At 67.0% G+C, this 19,385-nt stretch carries 18 protein-coding genes; 3 read left to right on the top strand and 15 right to left on the bottom strand.

Annotated features, from left to right (window positions below):
- Nucleotides 1-172 precede the first annotated feature (172 nt).
- From WCL10_RS15505 to WCL10_RS15495, 3 genes are read right to left on the bottom strand one after another with little or no spacing between them, the layout of a single operon-like run.
- A complete protein-coding gene (locus WCL10_RS15505; RefSeq protein WP_336896572.1) occupies nucleotides 173-478 on the bottom strand; it encodes a hypothetical protein in 306 nt (101 codons plus the stop codon).
- Nucleotides 478-1,248: a hypothetical protein gene (locus WCL10_RS15500; protein ID WP_336896571.1), complete on the bottom strand. Its 771-nt coding sequence runs from the start codon at nucleotides 1,246-1,248 to the stop codon at nucleotides 478-480. Before WCL10_RS15500 ends, WCL10_RS15505 begins: the two co-directional genes overlap by 1 nt.
- 7 nt (nucleotides 1,249-1,255) lie before the next feature.
- On the bottom strand, nucleotides 1,256-2,461 hold the full coding sequence (locus tag WCL10_RS15495) for a toxic anion resistance protein (protein ID WP_336896570.1): 1,206 nt from the start codon (nucleotides 2,459-2,461) through the stop codon (nucleotides 1,256-1,258).
- Nucleotides 2,462-2,600: 139 nt separating this feature from the next.
- On the opposite strand from WCL10_RS15495, the gene WCL10_RS15490 reads away from it, so the two are divergent.
- Nucleotides 2,601-3,332 (top strand): SDR family NAD(P)-dependent oxidoreductase, encoded by a 732-nt coding sequence (locus tag WCL10_RS15490; protein ID WP_336896569.1) that lies wholly within the window; start codon nucleotides 2,601-2,603, stop codon nucleotides 3,330-3,332.
- A 30-nt stretch (nucleotides 3,333-3,362) separates the two neighbouring features.
- Here the strand turns inward: WCL10_RS15490 and recQ are convergent, their stop codons facing one another.
- From recQ to WCL10_RS15450, 8 genes are all read right to left on the bottom strand, one after another.
- Nucleotides 3,363-5,156 carry a DNA helicase RecQ gene (recQ, locus tag WCL10_RS15485; protein ID WP_336896568.1) on the bottom strand — a complete coding sequence of 598 codons (1,794 nt, stop codon included), beginning with the start codon at nucleotides 5,154-5,156 and terminating at the stop codon, nucleotides 3,363-3,365.
- Nucleotides 5,157-5,230: 74 nt separating this feature from the next.
- Nucleotides 5,231-5,980, bottom strand: a complete 750-nt coding sequence (locus WCL10_RS15480; RefSeq protein WP_336896567.1) for a hypothetical protein — start codon at nucleotides 5,978-5,980, stop codon at nucleotides 5,231-5,233.
- Between the two features lie 78 nt (nucleotides 5,981-6,058).
- Nucleotides 6,059-7,246: a serine hydrolase domain-containing protein gene (locus WCL10_RS15475; protein WP_336896566.1), complete on the bottom strand. Its 1,188-nt coding sequence runs from the start codon at nucleotides 7,244-7,246 to the stop codon at nucleotides 6,059-6,061.
- On the bottom strand, nucleotides 7,243-8,442 hold the full coding sequence (locus WCL10_RS15470) for a cation:proton antiporter (protein WP_336896565.1): 1,200 nt from the start codon (nucleotides 8,440-8,442) through the stop codon (nucleotides 7,243-7,245). Before WCL10_RS15470 ends, WCL10_RS15475 begins: the two co-directional genes overlap by 4 nt.
- A gap of 355 nt (nucleotides 8,443-8,797) precedes the next feature.
- Nucleotides 8,798-11,446 carry a methionine synthase gene (gene metH, locus WCL10_RS15465; protein ID WP_336896564.1) on the bottom strand — a complete coding sequence of 883 codons (2,649 nt, stop codon included), beginning with the start codon at nucleotides 11,444-11,446 and terminating at the stop codon, nucleotides 8,798-8,800.
- Between the two features lie 111 nt (nucleotides 11,447-11,557).
- Nucleotides 11,558-12,616 carry a homocysteine S-methyltransferase family protein gene (locus tag WCL10_RS15460; protein ID WP_336896563.1) on the bottom strand — a complete coding sequence of 353 codons (1,059 nt, stop codon included), beginning with the start codon at nucleotides 12,614-12,616 and terminating at the stop codon, nucleotides 11,558-11,560.
- The gene (gene metF / locus WCL10_RS15455; RefSeq protein WP_336896562.1) at nucleotides 12,613-13,554 is read right to left on the bottom strand and encodes a methylenetetrahydrofolate reductase [NAD(P)H]; all 942 of its coding nucleotides are present in this window, start codon (nucleotides 13,552-13,554) and stop codon (nucleotides 12,613-12,615) included. The genes WCL10_RS15460 and metF overlap by 4 nt, the downstream gene beginning before the upstream one ends.
- Nucleotides 13,551-14,543, bottom strand: coding sequence for a metalloregulator ArsR/SmtB family transcription factor (locus WCL10_RS15450; RefSeq protein ID WP_336896561.1), 993 nt, complete (start codon nucleotides 14,541-14,543; stop codon nucleotides 13,551-13,553). The genes metF and WCL10_RS15450 overlap by 4 nt, the downstream gene beginning before the upstream one ends.
- A 182-nt stretch (nucleotides 14,544-14,725) precedes the next feature.
- Between WCL10_RS15450 and WCL10_RS15445 the strand changes: the two genes are divergently transcribed.
- Nucleotides 14,726-15,049 carry a hypothetical protein gene (locus WCL10_RS15445; RefSeq protein ID WP_336896560.1) on the top strand — a complete coding sequence of 108 codons (324 nt, stop codon included), beginning with the start codon at nucleotides 14,726-14,728 and terminating at the stop codon, nucleotides 15,047-15,049.
- A gap of 17 nt (nucleotides 15,050-15,066) precedes the next feature.
- On the top strand, nucleotides 15,067-15,306 hold the full coding sequence (locus WCL10_RS15440; protein ID WP_336896559.1) for a hypothetical protein: 240 nt from the start codon (nucleotides 15,067-15,069) through the stop codon (nucleotides 15,304-15,306).
- Here WCL10_RS15440 and arfB read toward each other — a convergent pair.
- The 4 genes from arfB to pabB are packed head-to-tail and all read right to left on the bottom strand — an operon-like array spanning nucleotide 15,303 to nucleotide 19,367.
- On the bottom strand, nucleotides 15,303-15,716 hold the full coding sequence (gene arfB / locus WCL10_RS15435) for an alternative ribosome rescue aminoacyl-tRNA hydrolase ArfB (protein ID WP_336896558.1): 414 nt from the start codon (nucleotides 15,714-15,716) through the stop codon (nucleotides 15,303-15,305). The two genes, WCL10_RS15440 and arfB, sit on opposite strands and share 4 nt — an antisense overlap.
- Entirely contained in the window at nucleotides 15,698-16,393 is a 696-nt protein-coding gene (locus WCL10_RS15430) for an RluA family pseudouridine synthase (protein ID WP_336896557.1), read from the bottom strand. The genes arfB and WCL10_RS15430 overlap by 19 nt, the downstream gene beginning before the upstream one ends.
- Nucleotides 16,390-17,565, bottom strand: a complete 1,176-nt coding sequence (locus WCL10_RS15425; protein WP_336896556.1) for a pyridoxal phosphate-dependent aminotransferase — start codon at nucleotides 17,563-17,565, stop codon at nucleotides 16,390-16,392. Before WCL10_RS15425 ends, WCL10_RS15430 begins: the two co-directional genes overlap by 4 nt.
- Nucleotides 17,562-19,367, bottom strand: coding sequence for an aminodeoxychorismate synthase component I (gene pabB / locus WCL10_RS15420; RefSeq protein WP_336896555.1), 1,806 nt, complete (start codon nucleotides 19,365-19,367; stop codon nucleotides 17,562-17,564). The genes WCL10_RS15425 and pabB overlap by 4 nt, the downstream gene beginning before the upstream one ends.
- Between the last annotated feature and the right edge of the window lie 18 nt (nucleotides 19,368-19,385).

Raw genomic sequence — 19,385 nt, 5'->3', positions numbered from 1 at the left:
TGAGGAAGCTGAGATCGCAGAGAGGTAGCGGGCGCCGCAGGCCTTCCGCACGCTTTCAAACCGGCGGTTGGATAGTGGTGACAGCGGCTTCGCCGCAGTTGCGTCCTCTGCTTCCTCTGGGTCGCTGCGAGAATCACCTTCTCCCTTCAAAGGTGGCGAGCAGGCGCCAGCCTCAACCCACCAACCGCTCGCCCTTCTCGCGAACCGCACTTTCGATCATGCGGCGCGCAAAGCCCGCGCCCACCGGGATTGTGACCTCGAAATCGAGGCTCTCCTCGGCAATCGTTGCGGTGCAGGGGATGGTATAGCCCATCGCGCTCACCAGCAGCGCGAGCGTGTCCTCGTCGGACCAAGTGGTCTCGACCGTGGCGAGGCTGCCGAGCATGCCCTTGGCCTTGTCCTCGGCATCGCCCAGCCGCGCAGCCATGCGGCGGCGCAGTTCATCCTTGCCAAGGGTGTGGGGGATCGAAACGCGCATCAGGCTTCCGCCTTTGGCGGGGCAAGCTGCAGCGCGGCCTGATCCAGACCATCCCCGTACTTGTAATCGAGGAACCGCCCACGCACCGCCAGCGCATCAAGATCACCCGCCGCAAGCTGGCGCGTCACCGCATCGATCTCCTGGCTGATCTTGCCGAGCCCGTCGGTGAGTTGCTGGTCGGCGTTGCGTCCGTCGCGCGTCTCGCGCCTCAGGTTTGCCGGGATGCGGCGATAGCTCTCGACCATGCCGGGCAGATGCTCGCCCACCAGCTTGCGAACTTCGGAAACCGCCGGTTCCGCCGGATCGACGCCTTCAAGCTGCAGGCCGAGACCGTCCAGCTGGACGCCAATCTGGTCGATCAGATTCACCGCAGGCGCAGGCAGTGCGGGCCGCTGTGCTTCCAGCCATAACTCCGTCCGCGCCACCATGGAGCGCACATCGCCCCGATTGAGCGCGCCGATCTCGGGCACCTTGAGCCGGGGGAAAGTCGCCAGCAGGCCTACCGCCGCGACCAGCGCCAGAAACGTCACCATCACTCCGGCAAACCCGATCCCGTCGATCACCAGCCCCGCGACCAGCGCCGCAAACAGGATCGCCATGACCGCAAAAGCCACGCGCGCCGCCTTGCGCGCCAGGTGCAGCCGCTTGAGCTCCGCCGAGCGCCGCCCGATCGACCGCACGCTCACGCGGCGCCCCCCCGCCTGCTGGTGCTTCAGGCTGGAGCGCGCCTCGGCAAGGATCCGGCTGCTGCCAGACGCACTGTCCGCCATCAGCAGCTCAGCCTTCAAGGCTCAGCAGCGGCGAGGTCGCGCCGCCCTCGAGCTTGGCCTGCGAAGCGCCTTCGGCCCGCGCGATGTAGCCCTTGGACTTCTCGACCTCACCCGAAAGCGTGTCCACCGTCTGCTTCATCGCATCAAGCGCCTTGAGCTTGAACGTGTCGATCGTGTCCATCGTCTCGTAAATGTTCTGGAAGGCGCGCTGCAGCGTCTCCAACGGGATCGTGCTCGAGGCGGCCATCTCGTGGATCTTGCCGGTCTGCTCACGCAGCAGCTTGCCCGTCGAATCAATGATGTTCGCGGTCGTCGTGTTGAGCGCGGTAATCTGCGAGAGCACGAGGCGCTGGTTGGTCATGGCCTGCGCCACCGTCACCGCCGTGCGCAGCGCCGCCACCGTCGTCGTGCCGGCGCGGTCCACGCCTTTCACCAGCTCGACATTGTTCTTCTTGACGAGATCGAGCGCGAGATAGCCCTGCACCGCGACAGCCATCTGCGTCAGCAGATCCTGCGTGCGCTGGCGGGTGTAGAACAGCGCGCTTTCCCGGATCGCCTTGGCCTTGGCGGGATCGGTATGATCGAGGTCAGCCGCCGCATCTTCCAGCTTGCTGTCGAGCACCTTGGAGATGTGGATCATCTGCTCGAGGTTGCCCATGGCTTCCCACAGCTTGCCGCGCTCCACATCGATCGCGGCGTTGTCCATGAGGAGCTCGTCCTTGCCTGAAGCAAGCCGGTCGAGGATCGCCTTGATGTGGCCTTGCGAGGACTGGTAGCTGTCGAAATAGGTCTTGAGCTTGTTGCCGAAGGGAATGATGCCGAAGATCTTGCGCGGGCCCGAGAGCTTGCCCTGCCGGCCGGGATCAAGCTCCTCAACCGTGCGGCGCAGCGCGGCGAGATCGGCGCCGACGCCCGAATCCTTGTCCATCGCGCGCACCGGCCGGTCGAGGAACCGGTTCGACATGCCCGCCGCCGCGACGATTTCCTTGCGGCCCATGTTGGCGAGCTGATCGACCCGCTTGCCGAATTCGGGGCTCGCCGCATCCTGAGCAACGAGATCCGCCACGAATGCCTCGGCCCGCGCCTCGAGCTTCGACTTGGTCTCGTCCGCCACCGGCACGAGGCCGGCCGCCTGCGTTGGCGCGACCACCGGCACCGGATCGGGCGGGGTGAGAGTGATCGGGGATACGGTATCGGTCGAAGTGCTGGCCATGGCTTTACCCTGGAACGAAAAGACGCTGGGCCAAGATGGCGTGCCCATGCCCACTGTGCAAGCTGTATTGGCAAGATAATACAGCGCCTGCCCTTCGGACCCAATGGACAGCGCCGGCCGCAGCGCCCAATCGGCGCCGATGGACGCATCTTCACCACCCCTGCGCTGCGCCGTGTTCGGGGCCTCGGGCGGCATCGGTGCCGCGTTGGCCGCCGCTCTCGCCGCTCGCAGCGATGTTGGTGTAGTCCACGCCGGATCGCGCCGTGGCGATTGCCCCGCAGGCACAAATCTGCATCCCTTCGTCTTCGATCTCGCCGACGAGGCGAGCATCGCCGCGGCCTGCGCGGCCATGGGCGGCCCGCTCGACATCGTGCTGATCGCAAGCGGCCGCCTGACCCGCGCCGATGGCACAGGCCCCGAGAAATCCTACCGCGCGCTCAGCGCCGAGGGCATGGCCGAGCTCTTCGCGGTCAACACCATCGGGCCCGCGCTGATCGCCAAGCACATTCTGCCGTTGCTGCGCCGCGATGGCCGCGCTGTGTTCGCCGCGCTTTCCGCCCGCGTCGGCTCGGTCAGCGACAACCGCCTCGGCGGCTGGCACGCCTACCGCGCGAGCAAGGCAGCGCTCAACATGCTGGTCAAAAACATAGCACTCGAACTTGCCCGCACCCACCCGCAGGCGATTGCCGTCTCGCTCCACCCCGGCACCGTGGACACCCCGCTCTCCGCCCCCTTCCAGCGCGGCGTGGCGCCCGAGAAGCTGTTCACGCCGGACATTTCGGCTGCGGCACTGCTAAAGGTGCTGGATGGGCTGACCCCGGCGCAGAGCGGGGGGCTCTTTGCGTGGGACGGGACGGAGATACCCTACTGACCCCCCTGCGGTCGCGATAAAGAAACGGGCTCAAAGCGCCCGGATCACCTCGAGGAAGCGGTCACCGTAAGCCTCTAGTTTCCGCGCGCCTACACCGCCGATCTGCCCGAGGGCGGCAAGCGTCGCCGGTCGCATCGCGGCCATGTCGCGCAGCACTGAATCGTGGAAGATAACATAAGGCGGCACGCCCGCTTCGAGCGCCAGTTCGCGGCGGAGCGCGCGCAGCGCCTCGAACAGCGGGTCGCCGATGGGATTGGGCGCGGCCTCGGCGCCGCGGCGGCGGCGCGATGTGCGCTCGGCCTTGGGCGCGACGGCCAGATCGAGGCGCCCCTCACCCTTGAGCAGCGCGCGCGCATCGCCGCCAAGAGCGAGCCCGCCATGCTCGGTCGCCACCAGCGCGCCGCGTGCCTGCAGGGCGCGAGCGACGGGCCGCAGCAACGGCGCTTCCTCGCCGCCGACAATGCCGAAGACCGAAAGCTGCTCGTGCCCCCGGCTTGTCACCCGCTCATCCGCCACGCCTGTCAACACCTTCTCAAGGTAGCCGAGGCCGAACATCTGCCCGGTGCGGTAGACCGCCGAGAGCAGTTTGCGCGCGATCTGGGTGGCGTCGGTCACGCCCGGCGCGTGGAGGCAGTTGTCGCAATTGCCACAGGTCTCTGGCGGGTCCTCGCCAAAGTGCCGCAGCAGCACGGCGCGGCGGCAAGTGTGCGTCTCGACCAGCCCGGCGAGCGCATCGAGCCGCACGCGTTCGCTCGCCTGCCGATGCTCCTCCACTTCGCCGATCCGCTGGCGCGCGCGGGCGAAATCGTCCGCCCCCCACAGCATCAGCGCCACCGCATCATCGCCGTCGCGACCGGCGCGGCCAGTTTCTTGGTAGTATCCCTCGATCGACTTGGGCAGACCGGCGTGCGCCACAAATCGCACGTCGGGTTTGTCGATCCCCATGCCGAAGGCGACTGTCGCGACCATGACCATGTCTTCGCTGGCGACGAACGCGGCCTGATTGGCGGCGCGCACTTCGGCGGGGAGGCCTGCGTGATAGGGCAGGACGCGGCGGCCTCCGGCGCCCAGTTGATCGGCCAGCTTCTCCACGCCGTTCCGGGTGGGCGCATAGACAATTCCCGGCCCCGGCTGCTCGGCCAGCAGGGCCTTCAATTGCCGCAGCGCATTGTCACGCGGGGTGATGCGGTAGCGGATATTGGGCCGATCGAACCCGGCGATTATCAGCCCGTCCTCGGGAATGCCGAGTTGGGCGAGGATGTCCGCGCGGGTGTGCCTGTCTGCGGTAGCGGTCAGCGCAAGGCGCGGGACAAGCGCAAAGCTGTCGAGCAGGGGGCGCAGCAGGCGGTAGTCGGGCCGGAAATCATGGCCCCATTCGGACACGCAATGCGCCTCGTCGATGGCGAACAGTGCCAGCGGCGCGCGGGTCAACAACTCGCGGAAGTGGGGCTGGCTGGCGCGTTCGGGGGCGACATAGAGCAGATCGAGCTGGCCAGCCCGGAACCGCTCGATCGTTTGCTCGCGGTCCATGTCGACACTGGTGAGCGCGGCGGCGGCGATCCCGTTGGCATTGGCGGCGCGCAGCTGGTCGTGCATCAGCGCGATGAGCGGCGAGACGACGACGCAGGTGCCCGGCAGCATGACGGCGGGAAGCTGATACGTCAGCGACTTGCCCGCGCCGGTCGGCATGACCGCAAGCGTCGATTGCCCTGCCAGAACGCGGCTGACGACCTGATCCTGCACCCCGCGGAAGGCGGAAAAGCCGAAAACGCGCGAAAGGGCAGCAAGGGCGTTCTCACGGGTCTCGGGGCTGATCGTATGCACGCCGATGCCATGGCAGATCGCACCGCCTTAGGAAAAGCCCTATTGGCTCCGCGCCGGTTTATCCCCGCGCCGGGTCAGTCAAAGACCGAGCTCATCCGTTCCCCCTTCTGATCGAGCAGTTCGCGATAGATGGCGACCAGCATGGCCTGGATCACCAGCGAGAACAGAATACCGAGCAGGATGAGCAGGATTATCATGGCAAGCGAGACGACTAGTGATCCCGCAGAGGACGCGATTACATCTGAAAAAACAAATACCCCGGTGATCGCGAAAACGTAAGCCATTATAACTGCAAGAAAAAGCACAAGAAAGATCTTGCCACGCGATCCTTTGGTCAAGGCGCGGCTGCGGCCAAATGCGCCGATGACGCCCGTGTCTTCGGCCATAAGGACGGGCACTGAAACGCACCACATCGCCAGCAAGATGCAACCGGGCACGATGAACAGGATAAAGCCCAGATAAATCCCGAGAAACCAAAGGATCAGCAGTCCCAGCACGGGGAAGCACATCTGCGCGCCGGTGGCGAAGCAATCACCGATGGTCGCAGCCTCGCCGCGATCTGCCTTGAGCAATCCGCTGGTCGCACCGGCCAGTCCGGCAGCGGTCGACAGGAGGTAAACGAAGGCGAACCCGATGGTAGAGGCTGAAACCATGGCCATAGGGTTGTTGAAGCCGGCAGTGGCCCCGAACGCGGCGACAATGGCAAAGCTCGCGCCGTAATTCAGCAGCTGGATCAGCAGAAGAAAGATGCTGACACTACGCCAGGTACTCGCAACCAGACTGCCGGTTCGTCCAAACGTCCGCCCGATTTCAAACGAACCCACTGCTGGCCCCCGAACAAGATTTCCCTTGGAGATTATAGGCATATTCGGCCCCTGCCAAGGCCCGCCCGCGAACAGGGTCTATCGGCCGCGCATCCTTGCCAGCACGGCTTCCTCCGCCGCGGTGAAGGCGCTTTTCCCTTTGGCGGCATCGTCCGGTACGGCAGTGGTGAAGAAAGCGACGCCCCGCCCGCTCTTCGGATCGAGCCAGAGGCCGGAGCGCAAGGCATAGGCTTCACCCGGATGGCCGAGGCGGGGCAAGCCGTCGCCAAAGGGATCGTCGTGGCAGCCTGCGCCGCCCGTTCCGATCAGCTGAAGGCCGAGGCCATAGGCGCAGAAGAACCCGTCGGGCTCTCCGTTCTCGCCGATCCCGTTCTGGCCGGTGAAGCGCCATTGCGGCGTGGTGAGCGCGGCAAAGCTGCGCTCGGCAAGGAAGCCGCGCCCGCCCCGCGCCAGCATCTGGCCGATCCGCGCGAGGTCCTTCATCGAAATCCTGAGGCCCCCTTGCGGCGAAAACAGCGCGCCATTCCATCCCGGGACATAGGCATCGAGATCGCAGGGCCTGCCCTCCATCACCACGACGGGGCAGGCAGGCAGCTCGCCGCGCAGATCATCGCGCGCAACGCTGCCGTCGGCGCGGTAGAGAACCACGGCGCGCGCGGCCGTCGCCGCATCGCAGGGCGACCAGTTGTAGCAGGCCGAGAGGCGCAGCGGCCTCAGCACCAGCCGCTGCATCAGCCGGTCGAAGCGCTCGCCCGTGGCCGCTTCCATGACCGAGGCGACGACGGGGAAATTGAGGTTGGTGTAGTGGAACCAGTCATCGCCGGGGCCATGAGCGGGATCCCAGGCGCGCGGATCGGCAAGGCGCTGACGCACGGTTTCGCCCAGCGGGATGATGTAGTCCGCGCCGTCGGTCAGGCCCGAGCGGTGCGAGAGCAGCAGACGCAAGGTGATCGGCCGTTCGCGAAACGCGGGATGGCGCAGCTGCCAGCCGAGGTAGTCCGACACGTCACGGTCGAGATCGAGCCGCCCCTGATCGACCAGTCGCATCACGCCGAGTGCGGTGACAAGCTTGGAAATCGAGGCGATCCGCACCGGATCATCGGCGGTTACTGCGCGGCTTGTGGCGCGGTCGGCAAGCCCTTCGGCCAGCACGGGGCGCACGGTGTGGCGGTCGAACGAGACGGCAACTGTCGCGGGCGGCTCGGCCCGCACCATGATCGGGGCCAGCAGCAGCAGCGCCGTGAGGAAGCGCAGCGCCCGCCTCACTCCGCCGCCATCCGGGCCAGGCGGGGACGCACATTGGGCACGGTCAGCATCGTGCTGCCCACGGCCATGAGCAGCATGGCGGTGAAGGTCTCTGCCGTGATGATCTGCTTGTCGAGCAGGACGTTGACGAAGATGATCATGATCAGCGCCTTGGTCTGGAGCATCCAGCCGATCACCGCCGCCTCGCCCTTGGCCCAGCCGAGCAGGCGCCCCGCAAGGTGCACGCCCGCCAGCTTGCCCACCACCGCCGCGACAAGGAACAGCGCCGCCGCGCCGAACACCGCGAGCCCGCCGACACCGCCGAGCCCCGCGCCCCACTGCGTCCTGAGGCCGGTCGAGAGGAAGAACACCGGCATGACCGCCAGCAACAGAAACTCGCGGAAACCGTCGAGCCGCGCGCGGTCGTACCACTTGGCATCGAGCACAGCGCCGGCAAGGAACGCGCCGACCATGAAGTGGAGGCCCGACCAATCCGCCGCAAAGCCGCAGGCCGCAAGCCACACAAGGCTGACATACCAGCGATCGTTCTGCTCCACCCGCGCGACCAGCCAGCGCACGGCCCACGCAGCGGCGGCGAAGAAGGCAAGGAACATGCCCTGCCGGCCAACCCGCTCCCAATCGACAAGGATCAGCGCGAGCACGCCCCAGATCAGCACATCGTCAAGACTGGCATAGCGCAGCAGGCGCTGTCCGAGCGGTTTGCGGAAGATGCCGAGCTTTTCCATGAGCAGCACGAGGATCGGCAGCGCCGTCACCGCGCAGGCCATGCCGATGCCGAGCACGGCCTGTGCATAGCCGCCCTTGGGCCCGATCCAGCCCGGCTGCTGCAGCAGCACCGCTGCCGCCGCCGCGCCGAGCAGCAAAGGCACAATCAGTGCGCAGCCCGCCGTGATCGCCGTCTCGCGCCAGTTCTCGCGCGCATCGCCCAGATCGAGCTCGAGTCCCGCCGCGAAGACGAACATCATGACCGCCCACCACGCCACGCCGTTGAGTGCACCGATCACCTGCGGATTGAACACGAAGCTGTAGTAGCCGGGGAACGCTGCGCCGAGCACGCCGGGGCCGAGCACGATGCCGCCGACGATCTGCACCACAACCAGCGGCGCCCAGTGGTCCGTGCGCAGGAGGCGCCAAAACGCGTAAGGGACCGCGAGGATGATCGTCAGCGCGATCAGGAAGATTTCAGAGGTGCTCATGGTAGGCATGGCGGATGTCTAGCGATTCCGGCGAGATGCGACCACTGCCCGGGCGTTCGTGGCTGTGGACGCATGGGATGGCGGTTTGAGGGTGACACAGGGTGACACCGTGTAACCCTCGATTTAAGCATCAACGCATTGATATATCATTGGTAATCAAGCAATGGGTGACGGGTGACACGGCTTTGCGCAGGGCATTTGCTGAAGGCGATGGCTGCAGGATCAGTTGCAGCGGGGCATAGCGCATTCCGGCAGTGTAGGAAAATCCAGAGGCCCGTGCCGGATGTGCCCCGACGCTCGGGATGGCTTCGCTACGCTCGACATGACGAGGGTTTTGGGGAGGCGCGGCAGGCGATCAATCCAGATTGGGCCGCAGCCACCGCTCCGTGGTCGGCAGATCGAACCCGCGCCGCCCGGCATAGTCTTCCACCTGATCGCGCCCGATACGCGCCACGCCGAAATACTGGCTTTCGGGATGGGCGAAGTAGAAGCCGGAGACAGCGGCGGTGGGGAGCATGGCCTGCGATTCAGTCAGCACGATCCCGGCGTTCTCGTTCGCGGAGAGGAGATCGAACAGGATCGGCTTGAGGCTGTGGTCGGGGCAGGCCGGGTAGCCGGGGGCCGGACGGATGCCGCGGAACTGCTCCTTGATCAGCGCTTCGGTGGTGAGCTGCTCGCCCGGCGCGTAGGCCCAGAGCGTCGTGCGCACGTGCTGGTGCAAGCGCTCGGCGTAGGCTTCGGCGAAGCGGTCTGCGAGCGCCTTGAGCAGGATGTCGTTGTAGTCGTCGTGCGCGGCCTGGAAGCGCGCGAGGTGCGGCTCGATGCCGTGGATGCCGACCGCGAAGCCGCCCAGCCAATCGCCCTGCGGATCGATGAAATCGGCAAGGCACATGTTCTTGCGGTCGCGGCTCTTGCGGATCTGCTGGCGCAGGAAGGGGATGCGCACGTGGCGCTCTTCCTCGGGGAGGTAGAGCACGACATCGTCTTCCTCGCGGTGGCAAGGCCAGAAGCCGGCGACGCCTTTCGCGGTGAACCACTTCTCGATGATGATCTGATCGAGCATCTTGAGCGCATCGGCGAAGAGGCTGCTGGCGCTTTCGCCGACGATCTCGTCCTCAAGGATAGCGGGGTAATTGCCTGCGAGTTCCCAGGCGCGGAAGAACGGCGTCCAATCGATGCAGGCGGCAAGGTCCGCGAGGTCCCATTCGGGGAACACGTGGATGCCGGGCTGCTCGGGCGGCGGGGCCTTTTCCGAGAGGTCAGGCGCGTAGGCATTGGCGCGCGCATCGACGAGGCTGAGGAGCACCGAGGCTTCCTTGCCCGCGCGCACATCGCGCACGTGCTGGTACTCAGCCGCCGTCGCGGCAACGAACCCATCGCGCTGGGTGTCCGAAAGGAGCTGGCTGGCAACACCCACCGCGCGGCTGGCATCGAGAACGTGGATCACCGGGCCCTTGTAGGCCGGCTCGATGCGCAGCGCGGTGTGGACCTTGCTGGTGGTCGCGCCGCCGATCAGCAGCGGGATTTCAAACCCGGCACGCTGCATTTCCTCCGCAACGGTCACCATCTCGTCGAGCGAAGGGGTGATGAGGCCGGAGAGGCCGATCATGTCGACATCCTCGGCCTTGGCGACTTCGAGAATCTTCGACCAGGGCACCATGACACCGAGGTCGAGCACTTCGTAGCCGTTGCACTGAAGCACGACGCCGACGATGTTCTTGCCGATATCGTGGACGTCGCCCTTCACGGTCGCCATGATGATCCGGCCCTTGGGGCGCGCGCCGACTTCCTTTTCCGCCTCGATGAAGGGGATCAGGTGGGCAACGGCCTTCTTCATGACGCGGGCGGACTTCACGACCTGCGGCAGGAACATCTTGCCCGAGCCGAACAGGTCGCCGACCGTGTTCATGCCCTGCATCAGCGGGCCTTCGATCACTTCGATCGGGCGGCCACCGCGCGCGAAAATCTCGGCGCGGGCTTCCTCGGTATCCTCGACGACGTACATGTCGATGCCCTTGACGAGGGCATGTTCGAGGCGGCGGACTACGTCCCAGCCGCGCCATTCCTCGGCGGCCTTTTCGGCGACGGCGTCCTTGCCCTTGTAGCTTTCGGCCAGCGTGATCAGGCGTTCGGTCGCGGTCTGACCGTCATTGGCAGCAGGCACGCGGTTAAGGACCACGTCCTCGCAGGCTTCGCGCAGCACGGGGTCGATCTGGTCGTAGATATCGAGCTGACCGGCGTTGACGATGGCCATGTCCATGCCCGCGGGGATCGCGTGGTAGAGGAACACGGAGTGCATCGCGCGGCGCACGATCTCGTTGCCGCGGAAGCTGAACGAGAGGTTGGAGAGCCCGCCCGAGATATGGACGTGCGGGCAGCGGGCGCGGATCTCGCGCGCGGCCTCGATGAAATCGAGCGCGTAGCGGTCATGCTCCTCGATGCCGGTGGCGACGGCGAAGACGTTGGGATCGAAAATGATGTCCTCAGCGGGGAAGCCGATGCCGATGAGGAGGTCATAGGCGCGCGCGCAGATCTCGACCTTGCGCGCCTTGGTATCGGCCTGGCCCTTCTCGTCGAAGGCCATGACGACGACGGCGGCGCCATAATCCATGCACTTGCGCGCGGAAGCGAGGAAGGCTTCCTCGCCTTCCTTCATCGAGATCGAATTGACGATGGGCTTGCCTGAAACGCACTTGAGGCCCGCCTCGATCACGTCCCACTTGGAGCTGTCGATCATCACCGGCACGCGGGCGATATCGGGCTCGGCGGCGATCAGCTTGAGGAAGGTCGTCATGGCGTAGACCGCATCGAGCAGGCCCTCGTCCATGTTGACGTCGATGATCTGCGCGCCGTTCTCGACCTGCTGGCGCGCGACTTCGACCGCCTTGGGGTATTCGCCCGCAAGGATCAGCTTCTTGAACGCGGCGGAGCCGGTGACGTTGGTGCGTTCGCCGACGTTGACGAAGGAGGAACCGGTTGGGCGGGTGGCAGTTTCGGTTGTCATTTCGGACTCCCCCCTCCCGCTTGCGGGAGGGGTCGGGGGTGGGTTTGCTTCAGAAGGGCGGTGCCGGATCAGCCCACCCCTAACCCCTCCCGCGAGCGGGAGGGCGACTTGTCATGCCATCACGAAAGGTTCGAGCCCTGCCAGCGCGGTGGCGGTCTGGTGCTGCGGCAGCACGCGCGGCGGCAGGCCGCGCACCGAGCGCGCGATGGCGGCGATATGCTCCGGCGTCGATCCGCAGCAGCCGCCGAGAACGTTGACCTGGCCGTGCTCCGCCCATTCGTGGACCAGGCCTGCAGTGGTCTCGGGCATCTCGTCATAGGCGCCGAGTTCATTGGGCAGGCCCGCGTTGGGATAGACCATGATCAAGGTATCGGCGATCTGCGAGAGCGCGCGGACATGGGGGCGCAGCTGCGCTGCACCGAACGAACAGTTGAGCCCGATCGTGACAGGGCGGGAATGGCGCACCGCGTACCAGAAGGCCTCGACCGTATGGCCGGAGAGATTGCGGCCCGAAAGGTCGGTCAGCGTCATCGAAAGCATGATCGGCACTTCACGGCCGAGCTGCTGCTCCAGAACGCGAACCGCCATGATCGCGGCCTTGGCGTTGAGCGTGTCGAACACGGTCTCGACAAGGATGAAGTCCGCACCGCCCTCGACGAGCGCCTCGGCCTGTTCGCGGTAGACTTCGACGAGGAAGTCCCAGTCGATCTCGCGAAAACCCGGATCGTTGACGTCGGGCGAGAGCGAGAGCGTCTTGTTGGTCGGCCCGATCGCGCCCGCTACGAAGCGGGGGCGGCCGTCGTCGGCCTGGAACTCATCCGCCACGCGGCGGGCGAGTTTCGCGCTCTGGAGATTGATTTCGCGCACAAGGTGCTCGGCGCCGTAATCGGCCTGGCTGATGCGGTTGGCGGAGAAGGTGTTGGTCTCGGCGATATCCGCGCCCGCAGCGAAATAGGCGCGGTGGATCGATTCGGGCACGTGGGGCGCTGACAGCGCGAGGATATCGTTGTTGCCCTTCTGATCGCGCGACAGGCCGAGATTGCCGGCATAGTCGGCCTCGGTCAGCTTCCAGTTCTGGATTTCGGTGCCGAAGGCGCCATCGGTGATGAGGATGCGCTTGCTGGCCTGTTCGAGCAGGGCAGTGCGGGCGGCGGATGAGGTAATCGTCATGCCGCTTTTTCCAGTGATGCAGGGGCGGGGCGCAGGCCAAGCAGGTGGCAGATCGCATAGGACAGCTCGGCGCGATTGAGGGTGTAGAAGTGGAAATCGCGCACGCCGCCCGCATAGAGGCGGCGGCAGAATTCGGCCGAGATGGTGGCGGCGACCAGCTGGCGCGAGGCGGGATGCGTATCAAGCCCTTCGAACAGCCCGTCCATCCAAGCCGGGATTTGCGCCCCGCAGGCGGCGGCGAACTTGCGGGTCTGCGCGACGTTGGAGACGGGGAGAATGCCCGGCAGGACAGGCGCGGTGATCCCGGCGGCGGCGAGCCGGTCGCGGAAGCGGAAGAAGGTTTCCGGTTCGAAGAAGAACTGGCTGATCGCGCGGGTGGCCCCCGCATCGAGCTTGCGCTTGAGGTTGTCGATATCGGCCTCGAGGCTTGGCGAATCCGGGTGCATCTCCGGATAGGCGGCTACCGAGATCTCGAACGGAGCGATCTGCTTGAGGCCAGCCACGAGATCGGCCGCATTGGCATAGCCTTCGGGATGCGGGCTGAAGGGCACGCCCGGCGCGCCCATATCACCGCGCAGCGCGACGATGTGGCGCACGCCCGCTTCCCAGTAGCTTTCGGCCACTTCGCGGATTTCGGCCTTGCTCGCTTCCACACAGGTGAGATGCGCGGCGGCAGGCAGGCGCGCTTCCTTGATGATCCGCGCGACAGTGCCGTGCGTACGGTCGCGGGTGGAGCCGCCGGCGCCGTACGTTACCGAGACGAAGCTGGGGCGGAGCGGCGCGAGCGTCGTGACGACTTCCCACAGCTGCTCCATCAGCGGATCGGTCCGCGGGGGGAAGAATTCGAAGGATACGCGGATATCGCCCGGGAGCCCGGCAAAGAGCGGTGTATCGAGCGCGGTGCGCGCTTCACGCAATTGATCGAAGGTTGTGGTCATAGCTTTACCAGTCTCGGAAATTCGGTGACGGAGCCTCGTTCATGGCGGCGCACGCCGGTCCAGATCTTGACGACAAGCTCGCGGCCCGCAAGCGCGCGGTCCCCGGCGGGGTCGAAGCCCGCAGCCGTGAGCAGGCCCGCGATTTGCGTGTCGGAAAAGCCGAGGCGGGCATGCGCGTGGGCGGTGCGCAGCTCCTCGCGTTCGTGCGGGGCAAAGTCGACGATCACTACCCGGCCGCCCGGCACGGTGACGCGCGCAGCCTCCGCCATGACAGCCTGCGGCGCCAGCGCATAGTGCAGGACCTGATGGAACAGGACGGTGTCAAAATCGGTATCGGCAAAGGGCAGCTGCGCGAAATCGCCTTGCACAAGGCTGACGTGGCCGGCGGGCAGATGCTGCAACCGGGTGCGGGCGAGGCGCAGCATTTCGGGGCTCTTGTCGAGCCCGGTCACATGGCTGGCCCTCGCGGCGAAAAGCTCGGCGATCCTGCCGGTGCCGGTGCCGACATCGAGCAGGCGGCCAAGCGGGCCAGCCAGCATCTCGTCGAGCGCGGCCTCGACCGGGCCGTCGGCGATGTGAAGGCTGCGCAGTTCGTCCCATTCAGCGGCGTGGCGCGCGAAGTAGTCTGCCGCACTCGCCTCGCGCGCCGCGCGAATCACGCTGAGGTGCTGGCGGTCCTCGGCGCATTGGGCACCGAAGCCCGCATCGGCCACTTCGGCATTGACCAGTGCGCGGGCCAGCGCAGTGCCGGGATCCTCGGGCGAGCCGGTTTCGCTGATGGCGGTCCGCAGAAACACCCATCCGCCTTCGCGCCGCCGCCCGGCAAGGCCGGCGTCGCACAGGATCTTGATGTGGCGCGAAACGCGCGGTTGGCTCTGCCCCAGAACCTGTGCCAGCTCACCCACCGCAAGCTCCATGCTGGCCAAGAGGCGCATGATCCTGAGGCGGGTCGGGTCGGCCAGGGCACGGAGGGCTTCGAGGACGGACATGGGCCCGATATAAAGCATCCCTTATATAATGCAAGTCATATAAAGATATCCTTATATGGCATAGCAGTCTTGCGGAGCCGGTCGGTTTGGCGTTTGCCTTGGTCCGGCGAGCCGACTAGAACGCGCGGCGCAGCGGCCGCAGGCCGCGACCAGACCACGCCATAACCTGCATGAGGAATTTCATGACCAAGACCGTCCAGATCAAGCGCCTTGCCACCGTGCTGGCCTGCGCCGCCGCTTTCGCGCTCACCGCCTGCGGCAAGACCGACGACGCTTCGGCCGGAGCGACCGCCGACAACGTGGAAATGCCGGCCGACGAAATGCCCGCAGCCGAGCCTTCGGCCGCTGCGCCGGCTCCGGCCCCCGCATCCGACGCGTCGCAGTCTGCGCTGAGCGCCGAGGACGCCGCAAAGAGCGCGGCGGACAGCGCTGTTTCGGCTGCCGAAGAGGCAAAGGCCGCGGCTGCCGCTGCCGCTCCAGCGGCCGACGCGCCCAAGGCCCAGTGACCGGACGCGCGGGGGACATGCGGCGCGCAGGCCTGGCCGCGCTGGCGCTGCTCCCCGCTGCGCTCCTCGGCGGCTGCCAGAAGGACACCGATCCCGGCCCCGGCGGCGTGACCGTGGGGGAGGCGAGGGCGCTCGACGCGGCGGCGGAGATGCTGGAAAAGCGTCCCGCCCCGCCGCTTGGCGATGCGACCGTGCCGGCGGATCTTGCCAGCCCGCCCGCATCGCAGGCCGCGGCAGGTGGCGGCGGCCCCCGCTAGTCCAGACGGACTTTCCCCCGCCCGGCCTTGATCGTGCCGCGATTTTTCTTGGTAGCCAGCCGTTCGGTCTTGCCGACACGGTTCAGGCGCGTCTTCGCGCGGCGAGCGGGCAGCGTTGCAGCCTCGCGCAGCAGGGCGGCGAGGCGATTGCGCGCGTCCTCGCGGTTCTGCTCCTGCGTGCGGTAGCTGCGCGCCGTCATCACGATCTCGCCGCGTGCGGTCATCTTGCTGCCCGCCAGTTCCTTCAGGCGGTGGAACACTTGCGGTTCGAGGCGCAGCGCGAAGACATCGAGGCGGATCTGCACCGCCGTCGCCACCTTGTTGACATTCTGCCCGCCGGGACCAGCCGAGGCGATGAAGCTCTCCTCGATCAGCCCCAGCGCGCGCTCGATCAGTTCGTCGGCGGACATTCTTCGGGCTCCGCAAGAGGCTGCGGCTCCACAAAGCCGAGCGCGGTGAAATCGGCCGGGAGCGGCGAGTAGGCCGTGATCGGAGGCTTCCCATCGCGCGGAACGGTGAGCGCGGAAGCGTGTAGCATGGTGCGCGCCGCGCCCTTGCCCGAGCCATAGACCGGATCGCCAAGCAGCGCCGCGCCGAGCCCGGCGAGCGCATGGACACGGATCTGGTGCGTGCGGCCGGTTTCAGGCCGGAACTCCACGAGCGTGATGCCCTCCTTGCGATCGAGCACGCGCCAGTGCGTGACGGCCGGTTTGCCCGCACGCGCCGGGATCATGCGCCAGCCTTTCTCGGCGCTGCTGATCTTGGAGAGGTTGAGCGCGATCGTGCCCGCGTCCTCCGCAATCGGCCCCGCGACCACGCCGAAATAGACTTTCTCCACCGTGCGCGCTTCGAACGCCGCCGAAAAGCGCCTGTGCGCCTTGGCGTTGCGGGCGAGCAGCAGGCAGCCCGAGGTATCCTGATCAAGCCGGTGAACCGCAGCCGGCTCGCGGTGGAAGCCGAGGCGCAGGGCTTCGATGTGATCCTCGAGCGAGACACCGCCCGCGCGCGGGCGGTCGATCGGCAGGCCTGCGGGCTTGTCGATCACCAGTGCTTCGGCATCTTCGAACAGGATGGGCAGCGGGGTCATTGAAGCGCCTTGGCGATGCGGGAAAGGGCTTCTGCGAGGCGGGCATCGTCTGCCGCGAAGCTGATGCGGAAACCATCCTTGCCGCCGAAAGCGGAGGCCGCGACGACCGCGACGCCGTGATCGAGCAAGTGTAGCGAAAGCGCCTCGTCATCGCCGAAGCGCGGCATGAGCGGGGTGGCATCGACGAGGCAGTAGAACGCACCGTCCGGCACCGGGGTGTCGAGCCCGGGCACAGCATTGAGCGCGGCCACTGCCACATCGCGCCGCACGCGGAAGCGCTCGCGCCAGTCGAGGAGAAAGTCCTGCGGGCCGGTGAAGGCGGCGACGGCGGCGGCCTGGCTGATCGAGCAGGGATTGCCCGAGGCATGCGATTGGAGCTTGGCCATCGCACCGATCAGCCACGCCGGACCGGCCGAGACACCGATGCGGAAGCCGGTCATCGCATGGCTCTTGGAAACGCCCGAAACGGTCAGCACCCTGTCGGCCAGATCGGGGCAGACCACTGCGAGCGTGGCATGGGCGCCTGTGCCGTAGCGCAGGGGGGCATAGATATCGTCGCTCAGCACCAGCACCTGCGGATGGCGGCGCAGCACTTCGCCAAGCGCGGCAAGGTCTGCAGCGGAATAGGTGGCGCCGGTCGGATTGCCCGGGCTGTTCAGCAGGAGCCAGCGCGTGCGCGGAGTGATCGCGCCAGCAAGCTGGGCGGCGCCGATGCGATAACCGGTCTGCGGCGTGGTCGGCAGCGCGACCGGCTCGGCCCCGGCGAAGCGGACGATCTCGGGGTAGCTCACCCACCACGGCGCGGGGATCAGCACTTCGTCGCCCGGGCCCGCGGTGGCGGAAATCGCGAGGAAGATCGCCTGCTTGCCGCCCGCGCTGACGATGACCTGCAAAGGCGGAACATGGATGCCGAGATCGCGCGCAAAGTGCAGCGCCGCCGCCTCGCGCAGCGCGGCCGTGCCAGGCACCGCAGTATAGCGCGTATCGCCCGCATCGAGCGCGGCCTTGGCGGCTTCGATCACGTGCGGGGGGGTCGGAAAATCGGGCTCGCCGACCGAAAGCGAGATAATGTCACGCCCCTCGGCCCTCAGCGCGATGGCGCGGTCGGTCATCGCAGTAGTACGCGAGGCGGCGATGCGCTGAAGCGCCGTGCTGTAGTGCGGCGTGCTCATGTTCCGAGCAGCCGGGCAGGCATCAGGCCGCGCAAGGCATTGCCGATGAAAAAGCCGCTCGCAAGATCGTCCATGGCAACCGGGCCTTCGACGGCGCGGCCGCTATCGATCAGGCTGCTGCGCAGCACGCCCGGCAGCAAGCCGAGCGCGGCGGGCGGGGTGACCAGCTGATCGCCGCGCGCAACGAAGATATTGGTGAAGCTGCCTTCGGTAAGCTGCCCGTCATCACGCATCAGCAACGCCTCGTGCGCACCGGCGGCCTTCGCGGCGCGCAGGGCATCCTCATAGAAATGGCGGTCGCTTGTCTTGTGGCGCAAACGCCAGTCGCCTTCCGCCACGGGCAGCGGCAGCACCGCGCAGATCGCGGGTTCGGGCAAGGTCGGCGGCAGCGGCGCGGCTTCGAGCGCGTGGGCGCCGCTCTTCGAAACCACCAGCCGCACCCGCGACGGCGCATCGAGATCGAAGCACAGCACGTGGATCGCGTTGCGCAGCGCATGGCGATCAAAGGCGAAATCAAGTTCGGCCGCGCTTGCTTTCATGCGTTCCAGATGCAGTTCGAGCAGCGCGATGCCCTTGGCCGGATCGAAAGCCATGGTCTCGATCAGATCGGCGCTGCTGGCCTCCAGACGCAAGACATCCCCTTTCACCAGGCATTCGCGCCATTCACTGAGCGCCGCCGAATCCGCGACAACCGCCGATCCCGCGCCCATGGTGGCCCGCCCGCGCCCCGCCCCCGGATAGTCCGGAAGCAGCCGCACAGTGCGGATTGCCACATTAAAGGCAGCGTCACCAGAGCCTTGCGCGTCGGCAGAAGTGACCCGCCCGATCGCGCCGCAATAGAGCCCGCGCGCATCGCGCTCCACCTCGTCGATCAGCTCCATCGCGCGGATCTTCGGCGCACCGGTGATCGAGCCGCAGGGAAAGATTGCGCGGATCAGGCTACGGGCATCGGCGCCGGGTTCCAGCCGCGCGTGGACGGTGGTGACCATCTGGTGGACGGTGGGATAGCTTTCGACCGCGAACGGCTCGGTTACGCGTACGCTGCCCGGCTCGGACACGCGGGCAAGATCGTTGCGCATGAGGTCCACGATCATCAGGTTTTCGGCGCGGTCCTTGACGCTCGCCTCAAGCGCGGCCTTGAACGCGGCATCCTCCTGCAACGTGCGACCGCGCGGTGCGGTGCCTTTCATCGGGCGCACTTCGGCGTGGCCCTGCTCCAGCGTGAAGAACAGCTCCGGCGAGACCGACAGGTGCCAGTGCGCCCCGTCCCACAGCACCGCGCCAAAGCCGGCGCGGGCATCGGCGCGGAGCGCGCGGTAGATCGCTAGCGGATCGCCGGACCACGAGCCGCCCATCTCGAATGTGTAGTTCGCCTGATAGATATCGCCCGCCCCAATCGCGGCCTGCAGCCGATCGAACCCCCGGGCATACCCCCCGGGCGAGACTTGGGGATCGAGCGGACCAAGGCGCCCGGTGCCGGTGATCCGGTCATCAAGCCAGGCTTCGGCCTCGGCCGCTGTCATCTCCCGCATCGCCTCGAAGCGCGCAAACCAGACCAGCGGCCCGGCCGCACCGGTGCGCGCCGGGAGGCGCGGCGCGAGACGCGGCTCGAGCGCGAGGCCTGCCTCATAGGCGATCATGCCCGCCCAGTGCCCGGGCGTGGCCCCGATCCGCGCGAGCGCGGCCTCGACGTCCTCCGGTCGGCGCGCGACCGCGATCTCCTGCGGCGCGGTGTAGAGCCGCGCCGGGCCTGCGCCCTCTTCACGGGCGTCGTCGAGCAGGATGAAGGGATCGGCGGTCATGCTTGTGGGCGCGCTTTA

The sequence above is a fragment of the Novosphingobium sp. genome, from assembly GCF_037133355.1.
Lineage (GTDB): Bacteria > Pseudomonadota > Alphaproteobacteria > Sphingomonadales > Sphingomonadaceae > Novosphingobium.
This window is presented reverse-complemented; position numbering and strand designations above follow the sequence as displayed.

Excerpts from the sequence above, each read along its gene's own strand:
- WCL10_RS15505 (WP_336896572.1), bottom strand. The coding sequence starts at position 478 with ATGCGCGTTTCGATCCCCCACACCCTTGGCAAGGATGAACTGCGCCGC.
- metF (WP_336896562.1), bottom strand. The coding sequence starts at position 13,554 with ATGACCACAACCTTCGATCAATTGCGTGAAGCGCGCACCGCGCTCGAT.
- arfB (WP_336896558.1), bottom strand. The coding sequence starts at position 15,716 with ATGTCCGCCGACGAACTGATCGAGCGCGCGCTGGGGCTGATCGAGGAG.
- WCL10_RS15500 (WP_336896571.1), bottom strand. The coding sequence starts at position 1,248 with ATGGCGGACAGTGCGTCTGGCAGCAGCCGGATCCTTGCCGAGGCGCGC.
- WCL10_RS15470 (WP_336896565.1), bottom strand. The coding sequence starts at position 8,442 with ATGAGCACCTCTGAAATCTTCCTGATCGCGCTGACGATCATCCTCGCG.
- WCL10_RS15490 (WP_336896569.1), top strand. The coding sequence starts at position 2,601 with ATGGACGCATCTTCACCACCCCTGCGCTGCGCCGTGTTCGGGGCCTCG.
- metH (WP_336896564.1), bottom strand. The coding sequence starts at position 11,446 with ATGACAACCGAAACTGCCACCCGCCCAACCGGTTCCTCCTTCGTCAAC.
- pabB (WP_336896555.1), bottom strand. The coding sequence starts at position 19,367 with ATGACCGCCGATCCCTTCATCCTGCTCGACGACGCCCGTGAAGAGGGC.
- WCL10_RS15450 (WP_336896561.1), bottom strand. The coding sequence starts at position 14,543 with ATGTCCGTCCTCGAAGCCCTCCGTGCCCTGGCCGACCCGACCCGCCTC.
- WCL10_RS15445 (WP_336896560.1), top strand. The coding sequence starts at position 14,726 with ATGACCAAGACCGTCCAGATCAAGCGCCTTGCCACCGTGCTGGCCTGC.
- WCL10_RS15495 (WP_336896570.1), bottom strand. The coding sequence starts at position 2,461 with ATGGCCAGCACTTCGACCGATACCGTATCCCCGATCACTCTCACCCCG.
- WCL10_RS15430 (WP_336896557.1), bottom strand. The coding sequence starts at position 16,393 with ATGACCCCGCTGCCCATCCTGTTCGAAGATGCCGAAGCACTGGTGATC.
- WCL10_RS15425 (WP_336896556.1), bottom strand. The coding sequence starts at position 17,565 with ATGAGCACGCCGCACTACAGCACGGCGCTTCAGCGCATCGCCGCCTCG.
- WCL10_RS15460 (WP_336896563.1), bottom strand. The coding sequence starts at position 12,616 with ATGACGATTACCTCATCCGCCGCCCGCACTGCCCTGCTCGAACAGGCC.
- WCL10_RS15440 (WP_336896559.1), top strand. The coding sequence starts at position 15,067 with ATGCGGCGCGCAGGCCTGGCCGCGCTGGCGCTGCTCCCCGCTGCGCTC.